We start from the raw sequence: 18,500 nt of genomic DNA, 5'->3' as shown, positions 1-18,500 counted from the left end.
CATCTGGATTCGACATCAACGCCAGTGGTCACCCGGAGGCGGGCCGGCGCTTCAGAAGCCGGTCCATGTGGCTCACGGCCTCACGCTGCGTGTCCTGCACGACGTGCGTGTACGTGTTCATCGTGATGGCGATCTGACTGTGTCCCAAGATCTCCATGACCACCCGGGGAGCGACGCCGGCTGCGGTGAGCAGCGTGGCGCAGCCATGCCGGGCGTCATGCAGGCGGATCACACGAAGGTCCGCGTTCTTCGCTACGCGAGTGAATGATCGGTACAGATTCCGCGGCTCGATCGGCCGACCCGTGCGAGTCGTGAATACATATCCGGTCTCCGCCCAGCTCTCCCCGGCACGCTCCCGCATGCTTGCCTGCCTCATTCGCTGCCACCGGAGCGGGGCGAGGCATATGGCCGGCAGCGGAAGAGTCTGACGACGTCGACGGCCCTTGGGGGCATCGTCATACGCTTCGCCGCCAACCCGCTGCCGCTGTTTCCGCAACCGGATCTCCCGCTTATCAAGATCCACGTCCTTCCAGCGGAGACCGACGATCTCACCCCGGCGGAAGCCGAGCGCGATGGCGAGCACGAAGGCTGCATACAGCGGGTCGCGACGGGAGGCCGAGAGGAACGCCAACGTCTCGTCCAGCGACCAGGGCGAGAGATCGCGAGACTCCGGCGACGGCGGCTCGACGAGAGTGGCGACGTTCCGGGTGATCAGCTCTTCCCGGCAGGCCGCCATGAGCGCAGTGCGCAGTACCCGGTGAGACTCCTTGGCGGTGGCGGCCGACTTCTTCTGTTCCACCTGTCGCAGGAATCGCCGTACGTCGCCGACGCTGAGCGATTCGAGCCGCTTCGTGCCGAGCATTGGCACCAGGTAGAGCCGCACGTGGATCTCATACTTCGCGTACGTCGTGCGCTTGCGACGCGGCCTGATGATGTTCTCCAGCCAGTACGGCAGCCATTCGGCGAGCTTGGCCGAGCGGGTGGGGACGGGTACGCCACTGTCCACCTTGGCGAGGAGGTTGCGCCGCTTGGTGTCGCACTCGGCCCAGGTCTTGCCGTAGGCGAACTTGCGGGCGCGGGTGCCGTCGGGCTGGAGGACGTAGACAGCGGCTTGGTAGCGGCCGTCCTTGCGCTTGGTGATGGTGCCGGCCCCGTTGGGATTGCGCTTTCGCTGCGGTGTCATCAGGCGGCCTCCTCGATCCGGTCACGGATGTAGTCCTGCACCGCGTTTTCGGGGATACGGCGAGAGCGACCCTCAGTGATCGAGGTGAGGCGCTTTGAGCGGATCAGGTCGTAGACCTTCGAGCGCCCGAACTTGAGCCGTGCCATGACCTCAGGCACGGTAAGCAGCTGGCTGGTGGCGGTCGTCATGCCCAGTCGTCTCCTTCGGCTTCGAGTTCGGCGCGTGTTTGGCGTGCGGTGTCGCGGTTGGCTTGGATGTCGCGGGCAATGTTGGCGGCGAGCCAGGATTCGCCGGGGGTGTGGCCGTGGCCGGCGTAGGCCCAGTGGGCGAGGGTGAGCGTGGTGGCCTCCGGGTTGTCGTCGGGGTTGGGGAGGCCGAGGGCGGCGCGTTGTTGGGTGGCGCGGTAGTCGGCGCGGACGTGTCGGAGGGCGCCGAGGGTGGTGGAGTAGCGGCGGGATTTGGTGGAGAAGTGGCCGCGGAAGCCGAGCATGTGCGCCCACTGCCAGAGACGTCGGTCGGGGTAGAGCTCGTCGAGGTCCCAGCAGGCGCGGATGAGGCGTCGGGTGTGGTCGGGCAGGTCGGGGAGCTTGTCGAGTTCGGCGAGTTCTCCGATGCGGCGGTCGACGGTGCCGGTGGCTTCGGCGGCCTTGGTGGCGTATTTGGCGACGTAGGAGGCGACGGCCTGTTCGGTGAGGTCTTCGCCGTTGCCGAAGGCGCCGATGGGCTGGATGTCGAGCTGGGTGCCCCAGCGCAGGGTCCGGGCGGGCTGGTCCCCGGTGGGAGACAGGAGGACTTCTGCGCGGGCGGCGGCGGCTCGTAGGGCGTCGGTGAGTAGGTCGAGGGTGGCCCAGGGCGGGGGTTCGGTGTCGGGGCCGTCGGGTCCGTCGAAGCGGATGACGGCGTGGAAGTGGATGGCGCCGCGCTTTTGGTACTCGGCGACCTTGCCGTAGGAGACGCGGAGCCGCTCTTTGAGGGCGCGTTGGGTGATCCCGGCCCGCTTGGCCAGCTCGCGCGGCAGGTAGATCGTGACGTAGCGCCAGAGGTGACCGGCGTGGTTGTTCCACAGCACGGCGCCCGCGTAGTCGTAGGTGTCGGGGTTGAGAGCAGTTCCCAACTCGGGGGCGCCATCGGGGTGATGGATGCCGCAGCGGCAGCGACCGTTGGTGGGGCGGTTGTGGACGGGGCCGAAGGAGGGGGCTGTGAGGGTGGCGAAGACGCGGGGGTGGTCGCGGACGGTTTCGGGGGTGCCTTTGGCTTCGTCGCCGGTGAGGCCGGCGCGGATGAGGTGGTAGGTGTCGCCGGCGTAGGTCCAGGCGCAGGAGGGGCAGCGGGAGGCGCGGCGGTTGCCGCAGGCGATGGGGAGCCGACCGCCGGGTTCCGCGTCGGTGGAGTAGGTGTGCAGGACGGTGCTGGTGGTCGGGTCGAGGGTCTTGGTGGAGCCGGTGAGGTGGATGGGGTCGGAGCAGCCGCCGGTGCGGCGGATCTGGTCTTGCCAGCGGTCGAAGCCGGGGTCCCCGGCCACCCGGAGCAGGTCGCCCAGGGTGGTCGGGTCCAGGCCCGCCAGGGTGGCGGGGTCGGTCACGCGGCCACCTCCACGTCGGTGGTGGTGAGGAAGTGCCTGGCGATGTGGTGGGTGTAGGCCGGGGGGATGGCTTCGCGCAGGCCGTCGCGGGTGGCCCAGGGCATGCCCATCACTTCGCGGGCGAGGGGGACGTTGGAGAAGTTGCCGACGATGTGCATGAACTCGCCGTCATGTACTGGGCGGCCCATCTTGGCGTTGGGTGCGAGGTGCCGGGGGTGGTGACGGTGGGGGAGAGGGAAGGATGTTTCGAAGAGCCGGTGGCGGTAGGTGCGCAGGCCGAACATGGCGCCGCACAGTTCCACCGGGTCGAGGAGCGGGGCGCCGGGGACGTTCTCGATCGCATACGGGCGTCCGGTCTTGTGGAGGAGTTCGCGGACCGGGGCGATCAGGTCGGGGTGTGCACGGGACTGGATCTGCTGGCAGCGGGTGTACCGCTGGCAGGGCATGGAGGCGTGGATCAGGTCGAACTCCGTGCCGTGCTGGGCGAGATAGTCCAGGGCGTCAGCCTGGATGAAGGTGAAGGGGTAGCGGGGCTGGGGTGTGACGTCGATGCCGGTGACGTCGAATCCGGCCTGGTGGTAGCCCATGCTGGCGCCGCCCTGGCAGCAGAAGAGGTCCAGGACACGCAGGCCGTTGCGCGGGGTGTTGGCCATCATCACTGGCCCTTCCGTCCGGTGCATGCGGCACGGTGGTCAGTCCAGCCGGTGACCAGGTCGCGCACGTCCTCGTCGCCCTTGGCCTGTTGGGTTTCGCCACAGCGGCAGGCGTAGGAGCCGTTCGCGGGGGCGTACACGGAGTACTTGGAGACGTGGAGGCCGGGGGTGTCGGGGGTTGATGTCAGGTCGGCCATGGCGGTCACCGCCCGAGCGACGCGGCGAGGCGACGGCCGGCCAGAACGCCGGTGCCCTTGCACGCGCGGCAGGTGACGGAGGTGGTCTTGCGGGAGCCTTCGGGGGTGCGCTGGCCGGTGGTGATCGCGACTGTGGGGAAGCCGTCGCAGTCGGAGCAGCGGCGCGTGCGGGCGGTGTTGTCGGGCATGATGAGAGTCCCTTTCGGGTCGATGGATCTGGAAGGGGTGCAGGCGCCCGGGGCGGCGGAAGTTTGGCGACCGAGGCCGCCCCGGGGCCGTTCAGCGGTGGCTGTTGAAGTCCTTGAGAAGCAGCCGCAGGACCACGGCGCACACGGCGACCGAGACGCCGGTGATGGCGACCGCGAGGAGCATCGAGACCAGCACGGAGCCGACCACGAGGACGACGGCCGTGCCGCCGACAGCGACGGTGAGCAGGCCGCCCGGGGTGAGCTGTACCGCGGGGCGGGCCGACGGCATGGGCAGCGGAGACGCGGCGGCAGGAGTGGCCGGTGTAGTGTTGTCGGCCGTCGGCGCGAGCGGCGAGACCGGGCTCGTGGTCGGGGCCGGGGCTGTGTCCGGGACCGGGTATTTCGGTGTGAACATCTCGGGTCCTTTCGGTCAGGGGTTGCAGCGGTGGGTGCGGGCGGCGAGTTCGGCGGCGGAGCGGTCGTTGTAGTCGGCGGAGAAGCCGCAGCCGGGGGCGGTGCAGGCGGCGGTGTGCTTGGTGCGTCCGCGTCCGTCGTGGTGGCTGCCGACCTGGACGAGGCCGATGCGGATCACGTCGTAGAAGCGGTTCGGCCGGGCCATGTGGTCCTTCTTTCAGGCGAGTTGGGCTGTGATGGCGTTGGCGAGGGGCACCGGGACTCCGAGGCGGGTGCGCAGGGTTTCGGCGTCGATCGCGGAGCCGGTGGTGGAGCGGTAGGTGTCAGCGACCTTGCGGGCGTGATCGAGCAGTGCCGGCGGAAACGTCGGCAGTGGCAAGGCAGTGGGCTCCGGTGCGGGGGCCGGTACCGGAGCGGCAGGCAGTTCGTGGAGTTCGTCGTCGGCGTCAGGCTTCACGTCGTGCGCAGGATCCAGCTCGGCCGAAGGCGCCTCCCGGGCGCGGTCCACCGTGATCGGGTCGGCGGGGGCGGGTTCGGCTTTCTCCTCGGTCTCCGTCCGCGGGGCTGTGGGGGTGTGGGCGAGGAGTGTGCCGCCGAGGAAGGCGAGGGCGGGCCATCCGGCGACGAGGATGCGCAGCCAGGCCGGTACAGCGCCCAGGTCGAGGAGTCCGGCGGTGGCGATGTTCGCGCCGAGGGACGCGGCCAGGGCGATGACAAACCAGGTCCAGGCGGCGCGGGCCGCACGGTCGTTGGCCCGCAGCGTTCGCAGTCGGCGCCAGGCAGCGACGAAGAGCAAATCGACGCTGATGGGGTAGGCCCAGGCCTTCCAACCGTGCTGGCCGGCCGCTTCGGCGATGTCGTGCAGGTGGGCGAAGGACAGGGCACCGGCGATCACGGCCTGAATGAGCACGGCGTCGAGGCGGAGCTTGGGGCGCATCGCGGTTCCTCCTTCCAGGTTGGGCCGGGCCGGGCGGGGCTCTTACGTCCGACGCCCGGCACGCGGCGGTTCAGGCGGGGGCTTCGCCGGAGCCCCAGCAGGTCAGGCACAGCGCCTCCTGCTTGTGCTGGCTGTCGTGCTTCTTGCGGGCACCGACCTGGAAGGTTTCGGAGGTCTGGCCTGCGTCCTTGCAGTCCGGGCACCGCACCGGCTTGGTGGCCTTGCGGGTCGCGGGCTTCTTGGTCGCCATGGCGGTCAGCTCTCGTCGCCGGGGTAGCCGTGGCCGGTGGGCGGGTAGTCCTTCGGGCTGGTGGTGACGCAGCCGTTCAGCACGGCCGAGCCGAAGTCGGAGTCGGCGTCGTCGCGCTGGCAGTAGGCCTGCGCGGAGTTCTGGAGTTGGCCGGTCAGTCGGCGGTCCTGGGCAGAGTCGCTGTTGCTGCGGCGGTCACGTGCCATTGCTGTTCTCCTTCGTCGAGGCCCGTTTTGGGCATGGCGGTGCTAGGGACTTGGCGCGAGACGGTCACGCCGGCCGTGTGGTGCGGGGGTGTTAGTCGGTAACGGGCCGGGGCTTGATCAGCGACGGCACATCGTCAGTCGTCGGCTCGGCGAGAACAGCCGGCCGGAACGGGGTCAAAGCGGGCAGGTCCGGAGCGAGGTGGGCGTACTCGCGGCAGACGGCCGCCGCCTCAGCGGGCGAAGTTTCCGGGGTGCGGATGCGCGACCAGCCGCCGGAGGCGTCACCGGCCACCGCGACGCCGGGTCGGTCGGGCGCAATCGTGGTGACGGCGAACACCGCCTCCGGTGCCACGTCACCGAGGCCCATCTCTGCGGTCTGCTTGTCGTTGACCCGGTGGATGACACGGCCGGTGAGCTGGGCGCGGAGCATCGTGGCGCCCTTGCCGAGTTCGGAGCCGAAGCGCTGCCCGCAGATCTCCAGGTAGATCCCGATTGCACGGGCCATCTGCCCCAGGCGAACCATCTGCATGACCATCCGGTCCCGGCGTTCCTCGTCTTTCTTCGCGGCGGTCAAGAACAACTCCGCCACCTCGTCAACGAGGACCACCAGCGGCACCGGCCGCACCTTCTCCGGCAGGTCCCACAGGTCGGAGACCCCATGAGCACTGAGCAGATCGAAGCGCGATTCCATCTCCGCAACCAGCACATTCAGCAGCTCGGAGGCCATCTCCGGCGTGGTCGCCAGAGCCGAGAGCCGGGGTGCGTAGGGGCGTTGTTCCACCCCGCGCTTGCAGTCGATACCGACCAGTCCCACCGGCAGCTTGGCCAGACCGGCGATCAGGTTGCGCTGGTACATCGACTTGCCCGACTGGTTCGCGCCCAGCGTCAGCGCGTGCGGCACCTTGCGGTAGTCGCGCACGAACGCGGTCCCGTCATCGCGCAGGGCCACCGGCACCACCATCGACTGCGCTTTGAAGCGGCGCGGCATCCGCACCCGCTTGAGCACGTCATAGCCGGTCATTCGCAGCTCCACCACACCCGGCTTGCTCTCCACCACGTTGATCGAGTGGACGCCCCAGGCGTGCCGTAGCCGCTCGGAGGCCGCTGCCACATCCGTCGGTTCGAGGCCGGCCGGGAGCCGGAGCGAGACCCGTAGCCCGGTCGAAGTGCCCCGGACGCGGCGGACCTTGGGCGGGACGGGCTGGACTTCCCGGCGGGCGACATTGCGGACCACGAACGCCCGCAGACCGGACGGCCGCACCGTCAGCCCGCACACGTCCATCGTGGCCCCGTACGTCACCGTGAACCGGCCCCACGTGATCGGCAGACCCACCAGCGACCAGTACACGCGCGGGGCGCGAACCTTCGCGTAGCCGAGGCGCCTGCGCCTGCTAAGGCGCCGGTCGCTTCGAGCACCGTGGTCAGGTCCGACATGATCAGACCCCGGGCGTGATGGCGACGGCGCGGAACGAAATGCCGTGGCGCTTCTGGCCGTTGAACTCGTTCTCCCAGTCCCGAGCCTTCAGCCCCACCACCGAGATCGGAGTACCCGGGTTCAGATTCTCCGGGACACCCGTCTCGGGAATCGCTACCTGGTACAGGTTCCCCTCTCCCTCATCGGAGATGAGCAGGCCCACCGTCATCATCTTGGCGCCGGTCTCACGGTCCACCGCGATCTCGCCCGTCTGCTTGTTCACGAGCTTCGGAGTCGGCGCGGTCGCGACGAACACGACAGCGGTCGAAGTGTCGATCTTGAACGAAGGCATGGAGCTCTCCTTGAGTTCGGGCCGCCACTTGCGGCTACATCTCTAGAGAACTAGAGATCTCTAGAGATGTCAACGCCTTCGTTTCGGGTGCGTGCATGCCCGGCAGGCGGGGCACCCGGCCGGGACGGTGACTCCACTTGCAACTAAGCTGTCTAGAGAAGCGGAAGGAGGGTGGAATTCATGGCCAACCAGGGCAAAAGCCGCCAGCCGAAATACCAGCGCATTGCGGACGCGCTGAAGTCAGCGATCGAGGCAGGCGAGTACAGGCCTGGGGACCGGTTGCCGGGCGAGAACGACCTCATGGCCACGTACGAGGTGGCCCGCATGACAGCTCGGCAGGCCATCGGCGTACTGCAGAGTGAAGGACTGGCCGAGGCGCGGAAGGGTGCCGGAGTCTTCGTCCGGGACTTCCGGCCGTTGCGACGTCAGGGCATCAAGCGCCTGTCTCAGGAGCAGTGGGGCAACGGGCGCTCCATCTGGGCCGCAGACATCGGTGACCGGACGCTCGAAGTAGACCAGGTGGCGGTCACCGAGCAGGCCGCGGTGGAGCGGATTGCCCACGTCCTGGGCCTTCAGGTTGGCGACGCGGTGTGCGTGCGTAGCCGACGATTTGTCTTGGATGGCAAGCCGGTTTTGCTTGCCACCAGCTACCTGCCGGCGGATCTCGTGGCGGGCTCAGCTATCACCCAGAAGGACACGGGCCCAGGTGGCACCTACGCCCGGCTCGGCGAGCTGGGACACAAGCCTGTGCACTTCCGTGAAGAGATCCGTTCTCGGATGCCTTCGCAGGAAGAGGCCGACAAACTCCAGCTCACGATGGGTACTCCCGTCATCCTTGTGTGCCGGACTGCCTTCGCCGATGGCGGTAATGCTGTCGAAGTGAATGAGATGACACTCGACTCGGCTTCCTACGTGCTGGAGTACGCCTTCGACGCATGAGGGCGGCTATTCGCTTGCCCACGTTCTCGCATCACGAGCGACTTCGTAGATGCGCGCTACCTGGTCGGCAGAGAGCGCGGGCGACATGCCCGCCAGGCGGCGTGAGAGGTCTACCGCTTCGATCACGAGGACGGGCGGGGCTGCATTCTTGACAGTCAGCTTCGTAGCGTGCACCACGGCGATCACTGGCCGTACCGTCACCGAGAACCCGCAAGGACGGGACAGCACCCGTGCTATCCGCTGCGCTTCATGCTGACTGATTGCGATGTGCCGCGTGGGAGCCCGGTTGACCGTGAGGGCTCTATCGCCGTACCAAACCTCCTTGCCCTTATGGCGTTTGGAGTTGATCGCGAAGACACCTGCCGGCCCCACCGCAAGATGGTCGATGTCCGAGCCACTCGGCCACTGCACGGCGTGCAGCACTTTCCATTGGTTGCCTAACCTGGCCAACCGCCGTCCCGTGAAGCGCTCCCCGACGAGTCCGCTCGCCCAGTTCCTCACATCCCGATTTCGTGACCAGCGAGCGAAGAGCCGCCTTGCGGTGTTGGGTTCTAGCTCGACGAGCTTCTTCAACACGGCATCCCCGGGGCGGTTCTGGGCTAAGTCCGCAGATCGCTCAATCACGGCAGGGCCTCCATCAGCGCTGACGAGCATGCGGCAGTGCATGCCCACTGGATCGAGCAAAGCACCTTGGGGGAGAGCTGTTACAGGTTTCTCTACCTCATCAAGGCACCCGGCTGCGCTCCGCTCCGCCGGGCGCGCTTCCCGGCTCTGGCTGCGCCCGCGCTCCTGCCTTCGGCCCGCTCGGCGCTGCCGCCGCCGACGCGCGCCCGCAGTGGATAGGCCGAAGGGCATGAGTCGAGACCGATCCGCGGGCCAAGGACATGCCTCCGGCGGGGGCGCTCAGACTCCGGGATGGGAGGGGCGCCGTTCGCGGGTGCCGGCGGATTAGTGGTGAGCGTTGTGGGCTCCCATCCCGACCACCTTCGACCCAGGCAGAGCCGAGCAGTCGCGGCCCAGGGCGTCAAGGTCGTTCGTACAGTGGCGCGCTCCACCTTGACGCCCTGAACCACGACCGCTCCACGGTGTGTGGGTCGAAGGCGGACGGGATGGGAGCTGGCGTGAGTGCTGGGTTCGGGTGTGGGGTGCCGGAGAGCGCCAACACTGATCGATGCAGCATCCCGGCTACGCCACCATGCGCTCCACTACCCACTCGTGGAGATCATCAACTAGCTCCTTGTAAGAGCTGATATTGGCGAGACTCCCTGCGTAGCTTTTCCCATGAGCAGTGTCGTTCCTGATCTTGATCAGATTTCCAAGAGAGCTGCGATTGTTACCCTTTTCAAGCAGTTCATCCAGCTCGCCCGTCCACTTATCTCCAAATCTCGCTATCAGCTTCTCTAGCGCGCCTGGATTCAGGTTCGGTGCATTTCTGAACCACGAAAGCGTGAATTCTTTAGCTGCGCCACTTGCGGATCCTGCTACGTAAGCACAGATAGCCTGATGCAGCAACTGTTCTAGGTACCCAGAAAGCCGCACGCACATATAGAGGTGGAGATCCTGCTGCACTGAGAGCGGCACGTCCAGAATTGACGTTTTGTAGCGGTCGTAAGCAGAATCAAGTGAGGACTTCATTCTGTGAATTTCGACCCGCGCGACTGGCTTATTATTTGCCATTCATCACTCCGAGAATGCGCGCAGGGTGGAATCTAGCCGTTTCCGTACACTCGTCCTGTGAGATGTACTTTTCTGAGTGCTCTCCAGATAATCTTCATCATGCTCAAGCTTCCGAAGCGCCGAGCTTACTGTTCCCGCGCTGATACCGGGGTTGGCTCGAATCGCCAGAGTCAGACCAGTCAGGATCGAATCTGCGCGCGCGGCGTTGATAACCCTGTTGCGCTTCAGGGCGTCTTTGCCCTCAGCCGCAATCAGCAGCTTGCACGCTGATCCGAACTCGGACTGCTCGCGCTCCTGGTCTTCCTCTGGCATTTCTTCATGGGCTGCCAGGAAGCCGGACATAAAGCTTGCCATAGGTGGGGTGTATTTTGCGGACCCCTCGATCCCGCCGGATTGCATCTCTTCAGCTACTTTTTTAAGTGACAGGTACCGAAGGATTAGCTCTTGGTCCCGCAGATCGCGATGCCTGGGCCCGAAAAGTTGCCGCCAGCTCGGATCTCGATTCAAGTTGCGAACAAGCTGCGTGGCAGCACCTGGGAAGATGGCGACCCTAATTTGCTGATCTTTCAGCTGGGTTCCACCACTATTGATTCGCTCGAACAGGGTGTAGATCGCGAGCTTGCCCGAGTCTCCGACAGGCAGCGTCACGGTTGCCTGGATTAGTGCATTGTTAAGAACTCGCTGATCTGCCGCTTCTAGTGAATTGTAACTTCTTCCCTTAAAGGGTTCAGCTGCATATTCAAGCGTGAACTCGCGCGTGCCACCCCCAGCCTTTTCGACCTCTCCTTTGTAGAACGCCTTCAGGGTGGTCAGTCGCTGCTGGCCATCGAGCACGAGGTATTGGCGACTTTTCAGTTCGACTAGAAATATCCCTGGAACCGGGTATCCGAGTAGGATTGATTCGATGAACCTATCCATCTGGCGCTTCTTCCAGACGAAATCGCGCTGGAAGCCTGCGTATCCAGTTCCCTTATTTTCTGGTTCTTCCGGGTCAAACCTCGGAACGATGAGCTCCTTGCGTTCAAATCTACGCACCAGGCCCTCTACGTCGAAATCAACTCCGAAGTACCTTAGCGACTCTTCCGCCGAGGGAGGGCCAAGAACCACCTCATCTTCATCTTCTTCTGGATCGAATACCTCGGTTTCATCCAAGCTTGCGTCTTGAACTTGAATCTCTTTCGCTTCCATGGTTTAGCTCTCTTTCTGAGTGTGAGTGTGGCGTATCATCGGCCTGGCAGCCGGTCTCTATCCCTCAAGCGTTTAGGCTGCTGTGGAAAGTTTCAGGTCCAGGCGGGCTTGGGCGTTTCTCAGTATTACGAACGTGGGGGGTGTGCATGGCGTGAGCAAAATTCTCAAGCTGTTTCAGCGCGGGGCGTACGCTGTCGTTGATCCGGTCGTCGAGGAGGGGAGCGCGCTGCGCAGCCGTGGCTTCGGACCAGCCGGCACGCTCTACCGCCCACATCAGTAGGGCAGGCTTCACTCGCACGCGAACAGTCACCTGCTTACCTCTCCTCGGTGCTAGCTCCAGTCTTCCCTTGCAATCCGCCCTCCACTGCCAGTAATGGAGAGGTTACTGATGTTGCTCCCTTCTTCCTAGATGCTGTCGGCGCATCGCGGCAGAAGGTTGCCAGGGGCTCGCGTGTGGACGCGATCGTCCCCATGGGCCCAGCGAGTCGCAGCAGGCATGCTGGACCGCCCTGAGGCCGTGACAGGAGGGTCGGCAGCGACCGACAACACTCACTGGCGGCCGGGGCCGGGGTTCTGCTGAAAGCCGAGGGGAGCTGTCAGTGCTCGGCCCTACGATCCTCCTATGCGAAGAGGAGCAATCACGCGAGAGTCCGTGCTCAAGGTGCTGGCGGAGCATGACGAGTTCGGGCGTGAAGCCTTCCTGTCGAAGTATGGCTTCGGGGAGGCGCGGTCCTATGTCCTGGTTCACGAGGGCCAGGAGTACGACTCCAAGGCCGTTGCCGGGGTGGCCCACAGGTGGGATCAGGGACGTGCCCTGACGCCGGACGACTTCAGCGGGGGCAAGGATCATGCCGCGGCGTGGCTCAAGCGAGTGGGCTTCCAGGTCAAGGCCGTGAAGAACCCGGACTGGGCTCGCGACGAGATCATCCTTGCCTGCCACCTCGTGATGGAGAACGGCTGGAAGGGGTTGGACGCCCAGGACGACCGGGTGGTGGAGCTGTCTGCCCTGCTCCAACTGCTGCCCATCCATGCAGAAGCGGACCGCAACGAGAAGTTTCGCAACTCCAACGGCGTTGCTCGCAAGACGTTCGACATTGCCACTCGGCACCCGGAGTACCAAGGGAAGCCCACCAACGGCGGCGCGCTGGATGTCGCGGTGCTGCACGAGTTTCTTGCCCGACCGGAAGAGATGACCGAGGCCGCCCGGCTCATCCGTCAGGGCATCGCGACCGGCGAACTACTGTCGTTCGCGCCGACTGAGGGCGAGGAGTTCGGCGACGACTTCAGTGCGCCCGAGGGTCGACTGCTCATGCGCCGACACAGGGCGCGTGAACGGAACAAGAGCCTGCGCAAGAAGAAGATCGCTTCTGTTCTTCGGCGTGGCGTACAGCTCGCCTGTGAGGCGTGCGGCTTCGACTTCGAGAAGATCTACGGGGACCGCGGCGCCGGGTACATCGAGTGCCATCACGTCCTTCCACTCCACGTAGCGGGAGAGGGGCGGACAAAGCTCAGCGATCTCGCTCTCATCTGCGCCAACTGCCACCGCATGATCCACCGGCATGCGCCATGGCCGACCCCTGCGGAGCTTCGAGCCTCGATAGAGCAGAAGCATGCAGACGACAGGCGCGCCGCGGCGGCTCTGACGCGGCCGCGCAGGGCAGCCGACGAGCGGGTGCCGAACCCGTGAGCTGACATCCACTGCCGACATCAACGTCGGCGCACAATGGCAGCCGCGGAGAACCCTGGACGGCAGCTGTGGCCGGTCCCGTCAGGGTGCTTGACCACCTCCGGCCGAACTTACAAAGCAGATGTCGCAGGTTCAAATCCTGCTGTGCCCACTCACCACGCTAATGACAAAGGCCCAGGTCATCCGGCAGGAACTCGGATCCCTGGGCCTTGATCATTTATCGGCGCGGCGGAATGCGGCCGAGGTGGCCGGTCGCGCCACTCGCCGGCCCTTTTCTCGCAGTGGTTCTCAAAGTGCCCCTGAAGTGGCTATAGCCACTCACCGGACAGCAGCCTCGGCCACTCGACGCTCACCCCCCTCACGTGCCCCTTGCATGTCCCTCGCGTATCCCTCACGCGGCCGCTCGTCGACGATCACCGCTCGCTACCCGAGCGGATACCCCTGCTCGAATGCCCAGCGGTGGGGCGGATAGGTCGCCTCCACGAACTCCAGAGGATGATCCTGGAGGTCGTAGACGAGGTGGTGCACGATCAGCACTGCCGAGCCCGGCTCCAGCTCCAGGCCGGAGGCCTCGTTCTCGGTGGCGGGGCGAGCGCACATCCGGTCCTCGGCGTAGGTTCCCTGACGTCCCGTCATGTGCTCGACGTACCTCAGCGGCCCGTCCGGGATGCCGTCGGGACCCAGGAGCTTCGGCGCACGGTCGCCCACGTCAGGAGCGAACCAGGAGGTGGAGAGGGCGATCGGCCCGCAACCGTTCCTGGTGACCCATTGGCGGTGTACCGCGTGGGCGCCGGCCGGCAGGTTCAGCGCTTTCGTCACGTGATCCGGGGCTGCCGAGCGGCCTGCCGACGTCATCACCGCGTGCTCGCCCGGCGGGGAGATCCTCGCGGGCTGCTTGGGGCGGCCGTGCAGGTCATGGGCGCGGCGATGGGCCGCCGGGCCCCGCACATAGGTGCCCGACCCCTGCCGCTTCTCGACCAGCCCCTGGTGCCTCAAGGTCTCCAGCGAACGCGCGGCGGTCGGTCGCGACACCGCCCAGTCCGCTGCCAGTTGGCGCTCCGACGGCACTTCGCCGCCGGGCCGCAAGTCGCCCCGCAGGATCTGATCGCGGAGGTGGTGTGCGATCTGCAGGTACTTGGGCCGGGTCTCCTCGATCTTCGGCATCCGTTCCATTCCCCCCCTGACGTAAGTGGCTATGGCCACTAGCCACTATAGAGTGAGTGGCCAGTACGGCAGCCCGTACGCTGACGCACGTGGCGCGCTTGATCGTGGCAGCAGGAGGAGGCGGTGACGCCGTCGCCGCTGCGATGCTGGATGCGGCCCTCTACGGGGGCGAGACTCCGGCGGTGGTGCTCACCTACGCATGGGACCGCCTCTTGGTCGACCCCGTTCCGGGTCCCCGGGGCCCGGCCAACTTCACCGGCCTTCGCCCCCTCACCCGAAGCGTGCGGGCCGTTCCCGCCGACGCCGCCCCGATCGCTCCCGCGGGCTCCACCCTTCCCCGGCTGGCCGCGGAGCTCCCGCAGACCTTCGCGCTCATCGACCCGCACCATGGTGCCGAGGGCATCATTCGCCAGCTCGAAGAGCTCGTCCAGCACCTGGAACCGGACACCGTGGACCTCCTGGACGTGGGCGGCGACATCCTCGCGCACGGCGACGAGTCCACCCTCCGCAGCCCTCTTGCCGACGCACTCACTCTCGCTGCGTGCTGCGAACTCAACTTTCCGGTTCGGCTCCTGGTCGCCGGCCCCGGCCTGGACGGTGAGCTCGCCCCCGACGCCCTGCGCGACCGCCTGGGCCCCGTGGCCCTGACCTTCACCGCCGAGCACGTCCAGCCGGTCGGCCCGGTACTGGAGTGGCACCCTTCCGAGGCCACGGCCATGCTGGCCGCCACGGCACGGGGCGCCCGCGGTGTGTGCGAGGTGAGAGACGCCGGGCTCCCGATCCCGCTCACCGACGAGGGCCCCACCGTGTACGAGGCCGACCTCGACGCGGCCCTCGACCGCAATCAGCTCGCCGGTGCCATCCTCGCAACGGAGAACCTGCACGAGGTCGAGCAGCGGAGCCGCGAGATCTGCGGCTTCTCCGAAATCGACTACGAGCGCGAAAAGGCCGGCCGGTTCGGCAGCCGGCCCGCCCGGCAGCTCGATCCGGAAGCCGTGGGCCGCCGGCTCGACGAATTCGAGGCCGAGGCCCGGGGCCGCGGCATCACACACACCACGTTCCGCCGGCTCACCGAGGCGTTCGGCCTCAGCGGCAACCAGCGCCAGGACCTCAGGTCCCTCCTGCTCAGCACCCGTCCGGAGCAATATCGGGCCCCGCTCTGGCACATCCCGTCCGGAGCCTGAGGCACCGGAGGCGCACCCCCCTACACCTCGATTTCCGCGAGTTGCCGGACCAGGAGGTCGGCGAATGCGCTGACCACCGCCGGGAGTTGGCGGCCCGCCATGGCTTGGATCTGGATGGTGCGCAGGTGCATTTCCGGGTTGAGGAGGGTGATGGCTTTCAGGCCTTCGATGCGCAGGCGTTCATGCACGCTGATGTGGCCGATCAGGGAGACGGCGTTCGTCTCTTTGACGAAGGTCGACAGGGCGCTGGAACTCGAGCTGACCAGCAGGGGTTCGAAGGTGATTCCCTCGATGGAGCAGCAGAGGTCGAAGAGGCGCCGGTTCGTGGTGCCTACTTCGGTGAGTGCGACCGGGTAGGGGAGGAGGTCGCGGAGGTGGATTTCGTCGCGCTGGGCCAGTGGGTGATCTGATCTGACCATGGCCTGGATCGGGGCCCGCTGGGCGTGCACGACACGGACGTCGGGTGCGGGGGCGAGGCTGAAGGTGACGGCCAGGTCGACCGACCCGTCCTGGACCATTTGGGTGGCCAACGAGGGGTTCACCACGGGCAGTTGGAAAGTGGTGCCGGGATTTTCCTTGCGGAAGTCGGCCATGGCGTGCGGGAGGAATTCCTGTGCGGCGCCCTGTGAACTCGCCACACGGACGACACTTCCCAGCCGGCCGCGACCGCGGATATCCGCGAGCACCTGATCGGTTTCCAGTGCGGCGCGGCGCGCATAGGCGGCAAGGAGGGCACCGGCCTCACTGGGCACCATTCCGCGTGGTCGGCGCTCGAAGAGCGGGACGCCGATTTCCTGCTCGAGTTTGCCGATCTGCCGGCTGATGGCCGAGCCGGCGACCAGCAGCCGCCTGGACGCCTCGTTGACCGAGCCGGTGCGGACCACCTCGAGGAAGTACTCAAGAGCCGGACTGTTCAGCATGGCGCCAGCTTATGGAGCTATTGCATTTCGGGCAATGGTTTGTTCTGTAAATTGCGATTGTGCGAATGGTCGGGCGGTGCCTACCGTCGTCCTATGCCCTGCGGGCTCACCGGCCGGGCGGACCACACGGCGAACGGACGCCCCTCCTCTCCTTACGGCGGCTTCGTCGATCAGCGGTCGGCCCAGGGCCCCCACAGCCACCCAGGTGTGCATCTTCCCCGCAGGCAGTCGAGTCAGGGGAAAACGATGAATGCGACAGCCCCCAGCGGATTCACCGGCACGCCCGCGATGCCGTACCGGGACGCGGAATTTCTCTGTCCGCTGCCGCATATCCCGGAGGCTGTCGGCTTTGTGCGCCGGCGTGCGCAGACGGTCCTGACCGGCTGGAATCTGCCTCCCGCCACCATTGAGGACGCGGTTTTGGTGATCTCGGAACTGGTCACCAATGCGGTCAGTCATGCCCTTCCCCCGGCTGTCCTGCAACTGTCGCGGACGGGTGCCGACGGGCCCCGTGCGCTGCGTATCGAGGTCACCGATGCGGGCCCCGCGGCGGGTGCCCGGCGACCGGCCGACGGTGGGCAGCCGGAGGAGCACGGGCGGGGGAGCGGCATCGTCACCGCCCTGTCCGTCCGGCACGGCATCCGTGCCCACCGCGGCTGGATCACGCGATGGGCGGATCTCCCGGCGGCGTGAGAGCGTTCCCCGCCGCGTTGCCGTCTGGGCAATCAGGTGTTCTAGAAGTTGCGATTGTGTGAACACCCCGGTGGCTCTAGCGTCATCGCTCAGCGAGTTCACGAGTCCCCGTCCTCCGCTTCGGACTCACCCATCGGCGGTACCACCCTGCGCGACAGTTCGCCCTGCTCGATTCGAGGGAGTAACACTCATGACGACCGCTAGAGAGACAGGTCAGATGATTGCCGAAAAGCCCCGGGGCAAGAATCGGGCGAGGCGTGCCGTACTCGCGGCAACAGCCGGAAACACGCTCGAATGGTACGACCTGACCTCGTACGGATTCTTCGCGGTGTCGATCTCCAAAGCGTTCTTCCCGGCCGGCGACCCGGCCGTTTCCCTGATGCTCGCCTTCGGCACGTTCGGGGTGTCGTATCTGGTCAGGCCATTGGGCGCACTCGTCCTGGGGACTTATGCGGACCGCACCGGACGCAAGGCCTCGCTGCTGCTGACGATTCGGCTCATGATGATCGGCACCTTGCTGATCGCCGTGATGCCCACCTACGAATCCATCGGCATGGCCGCACCGGTCCTCATTCTGGTGGCCCGCCTGCTGCAGGGATTCTCGGCGGGCGGCGAATTCGGCAGTGCAACCGCGTTCCTGGCCGAACAGGCGCCGGAGCGGCGCGGTTTCATGGCGAGCTGGCAGTTTGCCTCGCAGGGCCTGGCGACCTTGCTGGCCGCGACCTTCGGCACCGTACTGAGCCTGACGCTGTCCGGATCGCAGTTGGATTCCTGGGGCTGGCGTATTCCCTTCCTGATCGGCCTGCTCATCGGCCCGGTGGGGTATGTGATTCGCCGCCAGGTACCGGAGACTCCTGAATTCGTCGATGCCGCCGAGGCGGGAGAAGTCGCGACGACGCCGGTCCGGCAAGTGCTCCGGGATCAGAAGCTGCGGGTGCTCCTCATGGTCGGCGCCCTGGTGATGTCCACCGCCGTGACCTACGTGATCGTCTATATGCCGACCTACGCACACGAGGTCCTCGGTCTGCCGCCCTCCGCCGGCTTCATCGGGGCGGCGGTGTCCGGTGTGGCGCTGACGACCGTGACGCCCCTGATCGGTCACCTCTCGGACCGGGTCGGCCGGGTCAAGATCATGCTCCTTGCCGGGATCGCGATGGTGCTCAGCATCTACCCCCTGTTCCTGCTGCTGTCGGGGAGCCCGTCGCTGCTGGTCATGGGCGTGGTGATGTTCATCCTCGGCGTGTTGAAGGCCTGCTACTTCGGTGCGCTGCCCGCGTTGATGTCCGAGGCCTTCCCGACCGCGACCCGCAGCACCGGTCTGTCCCTGAGCTACAACATCGGTGTGATGTCCTTCGGCGGCTTCGCTCCCGTGATCATCACCTGGATGATCGGCGCGACCGGCAGCCACCTCTCGCCGAGCTTCTACATCATGGTGGCCGGCGCCCTGAGCATCGCCTCCCTGCTGGCGAGCCGGCGCTTCCTCGCCCTGCGCTGATGCAACAGCCGGGTGCCGCGGCCCCCGTATCCGACGAGGCAGCCGGCACCCGTGCCCGACGAGGCAGCCGGCCCCCGCGCCCCGTGACGGGCGAAGCGCGCGGACCCGCACCCGGTCCCCGACGAACCCACCCGTGACGGCCCCGACCCCGAGGGCGCCCCACGCCCGACGATCCCA

General features: G+C 66.5%; 22 protein-coding genes and 1 pseudogene. 5 read left to right on the top strand and 18 right to left on the bottom strand.

Features of this window, described 5'->3' with window-relative positions; translation table 11 throughout:
* Window positions 1-28 precede the first annotated feature (28 nt).
* The 13 genes and pseudogenes from K7C20_RS11480 to K7C20_RS11420 all read right to left on the bottom strand — a co-directional run bounded on the left by K7C20_RS11480 (window position 29) and on the right by K7C20_RS11420 (window position 7,376).
* Window positions 29-1,183, bottom strand: coding sequence for a tyrosine-type recombinase/integrase (locus tag K7C20_RS11480; RefSeq protein ID WP_030078311.1), 1,155 nt, complete (start codon window positions 1,181-1,183; stop codon window positions 29-31).
* Complete coding sequence (locus tag K7C20_RS11475) at window positions 1,183-1,371, bottom strand: helix-turn-helix transcriptional regulator (protein WP_030078309.1); 189 nt, start codon at window positions 1,369-1,371, stop codon at window positions 1,183-1,185. The genes K7C20_RS11480 and K7C20_RS11475 overlap by 1 nt, the downstream gene beginning before the upstream one ends.
* Entirely contained in the window at window positions 1,368-2,765 is a 1,398-nt protein-coding gene (gene repSA / locus K7C20_RS11470) for a replication initiator protein RepSA (protein WP_030078307.1), read from the bottom strand. Before repSA ends, K7C20_RS11475 begins: the two co-directional genes overlap by 4 nt.
* The gene (locus K7C20_RS11465; protein WP_030078305.1) at window positions 2,762-3,421 is read right to left on the bottom strand and encodes a methyltransferase domain-containing protein; all 660 of its coding nucleotides are present in this window, start codon (window positions 3,419-3,421) and stop codon (window positions 2,762-2,764) included. The genes repSA and K7C20_RS11465 overlap by 4 nt, the downstream gene beginning before the upstream one ends.
* Window positions 3,421-3,615: a hypothetical protein gene (locus K7C20_RS11460; RefSeq protein WP_030078303.1), complete on the bottom strand. Its 195-nt coding sequence runs from the start codon at window positions 3,613-3,615 to the stop codon at window positions 3,421-3,423. Before K7C20_RS11460 ends, K7C20_RS11465 begins: the two co-directional genes overlap by 1 nt.
* 5 nt (window positions 3,616-3,620) lie before the next feature.
* On the bottom strand, window positions 3,621-3,803 hold the full coding sequence (locus K7C20_RS11455) for a hypothetical protein (protein ID WP_048829028.1): 183 nt from the start codon (window positions 3,801-3,803) through the stop codon (window positions 3,621-3,623).
* A gap of 91 nt (window positions 3,804-3,894) precedes the next feature.
* Window positions 3,895-4,218, bottom strand: a complete 324-nt coding sequence (locus tag K7C20_RS11450; protein WP_030078301.1) for a hypothetical protein — start codon at window positions 4,216-4,218, stop codon at window positions 3,895-3,897.
* A 15-nt stretch (window positions 4,219-4,233) separates the two neighbouring features.
* A complete protein-coding gene (locus tag K7C20_RS11445) occupies window positions 4,234-4,422 on the bottom strand; it encodes a mobile element transfer protein (RefSeq protein ID WP_030078299.1) in 189 nt (62 codons plus the stop codon).
* Between the two features lie 12 nt (window positions 4,423-4,434).
* Window positions 4,435-5,154 (bottom strand): DUF2637 domain-containing protein, encoded by a 720-nt coding sequence (locus K7C20_RS11440; RefSeq protein ID WP_030078297.1) that lies wholly within the window; start codon window positions 5,152-5,154, stop codon window positions 4,435-4,437.
* Between the two features lie 70 nt (window positions 5,155-5,224).
* The gene (locus K7C20_RS11435; RefSeq protein WP_030078296.1) at window positions 5,225-5,404 is read right to left on the bottom strand and encodes a hypothetical protein; all 180 of its coding nucleotides are present in this window, start codon (window positions 5,402-5,404) and stop codon (window positions 5,225-5,227) included.
* A 5-nt stretch (window positions 5,405-5,409) separates the two neighbouring features.
* Window positions 5,410-5,610 carry a hypothetical protein gene (locus tag K7C20_RS11430; RefSeq protein WP_030078293.1) on the bottom strand — a complete coding sequence of 67 codons (201 nt, stop codon included), beginning with the start codon at window positions 5,608-5,610 and terminating at the stop codon, window positions 5,410-5,412.
* Between the two features lie 91 nt (window positions 5,611-5,701).
* Window positions 5,702-7,044 (bottom strand): annotated as a pseudogene (locus K7C20_RS11425) (FtsK/SpoIIIE domain-containing protein).
* Between the two features lie 2 nt (window positions 7,045-7,046).
* The gene (locus K7C20_RS11420) at window positions 7,047-7,376 is read right to left on the bottom strand and encodes an SCO3933 family regulatory protein (protein ID WP_030078289.1); all 330 of its coding nucleotides are present in this window, start codon (window positions 7,374-7,376) and stop codon (window positions 7,047-7,049) included.
* A 180-nt stretch (window positions 7,377-7,556) separates the two neighbouring features.
* Between K7C20_RS11420 and K7C20_RS11415 the strand changes: the two genes are divergently transcribed.
* Entirely contained in the window at window positions 7,557-8,315 is a 759-nt protein-coding gene (locus K7C20_RS11415; RefSeq protein ID WP_030078288.1) for a GntR family transcriptional regulator, read from the top strand.
* A 6-nt stretch (window positions 8,316-8,321) separates the two neighbouring features.
* Here K7C20_RS11415 and K7C20_RS11410 read toward each other — a convergent pair whose 3' ends face one another.
* The 3 genes from K7C20_RS11410 to K7C20_RS11400 form a co-directional block, all read right to left on the bottom strand.
* Window positions 8,322-8,891 (bottom strand): nuclease-related domain-containing protein, encoded by a 570-nt coding sequence (locus K7C20_RS11410; RefSeq protein WP_245171017.1) that lies wholly within the window; start codon window positions 8,889-8,891, stop codon window positions 8,322-8,324.
* 609 nt (window positions 8,892-9,500) lie between these two features.
* Window positions 9,501-9,950, bottom strand: a complete 450-nt coding sequence (locus K7C20_RS11405) for a HEPN domain-containing protein (protein ID WP_150127180.1) — start codon at window positions 9,948-9,950, stop codon at window positions 9,501-9,503.
* Window positions 9,951-9,995: 45 nt separating this feature from the next.
* Window positions 9,996-11,180 carry a DUF262 domain-containing protein gene (locus K7C20_RS11400; protein WP_078953020.1) on the bottom strand — a complete coding sequence of 395 codons (1,185 nt, stop codon included), beginning with the start codon at window positions 11,178-11,180 and terminating at the stop codon, window positions 9,996-9,998.
* 622 nt (window positions 11,181-11,802) lie between these two features.
* Here K7C20_RS11400 and K7C20_RS11395 point away from each other — a divergent pair.
* Window positions 11,803-12,867, top strand: a complete 1,065-nt coding sequence (locus K7C20_RS11395; protein WP_030078286.1) for an HNH endonuclease — start codon at window positions 11,803-11,805, stop codon at window positions 12,865-12,867.
* A gap of 423 nt (window positions 12,868-13,290) precedes the next feature.
* On the opposite strand, the gene K7C20_RS11390 is transcribed toward K7C20_RS11395, so the two are convergent.
* The gene (locus K7C20_RS11390; protein WP_030078285.1) at window positions 13,291-14,031 is read right to left on the bottom strand and encodes a GntR family transcriptional regulator; all 741 of its coding nucleotides are present in this window, start codon (window positions 14,029-14,031) and stop codon (window positions 13,291-13,293) included.
* An 89-nt stretch (window positions 14,032-14,120) separates the two neighbouring features.
* On the opposite strand from K7C20_RS11390, the gene K7C20_RS11385 reads away from it, so the two are divergent.
* Window positions 14,121-15,215 (top strand): DUF1152 domain-containing protein, encoded by a 1,095-nt coding sequence (locus K7C20_RS11385; protein WP_167352501.1) that lies wholly within the window; start codon window positions 14,121-14,123, stop codon window positions 15,213-15,215.
* 20 nt (window positions 15,216-15,235) lie between these two features.
* Here K7C20_RS11385 and K7C20_RS11380 read toward each other — a convergent pair whose 3' ends face one another.
* Window positions 15,236-16,135: a LysR family transcriptional regulator gene (locus K7C20_RS11380; RefSeq protein ID WP_030078283.1), complete on the bottom strand. Its 900-nt coding sequence runs from the start codon at window positions 16,133-16,135 to the stop codon at window positions 15,236-15,238.
* Window positions 16,136-16,381: 246 nt separating this feature from the next.
* Between K7C20_RS11380 and K7C20_RS11375 the strand changes: the two genes are divergently transcribed.
* Both K7C20_RS11375 and K7C20_RS11370 read left to right on the top strand, forming a co-directional pair.
* Entirely contained in the window at window positions 16,382-16,828 is a 447-nt protein-coding gene (locus K7C20_RS11375) for an ATP-binding protein (protein ID WP_245171018.1), read from the top strand.
* Window positions 16,829-17,018: 190 nt separating this feature from the next.
* The gene (locus K7C20_RS11370; RefSeq protein WP_246655295.1) at window positions 17,019-18,323 is read left to right on the top strand and encodes an MFS transporter; all 1,305 of its coding nucleotides are present in this window, start codon (window positions 17,019-17,021) and stop codon (window positions 18,321-18,323) included.
* Window positions 18,324-18,500: the final 177 nt, after the last annotated feature.

Source organism: Streptomyces decoyicus (assembly GCF_019880305.1).
Lineage (GTDB): Bacteria > Actinomycetota > Actinomycetes > Streptomycetales > Streptomycetaceae > Streptomyces > Streptomyces decoyicus.
This window is presented reverse-complemented; position numbering and strand designations above follow the sequence as displayed.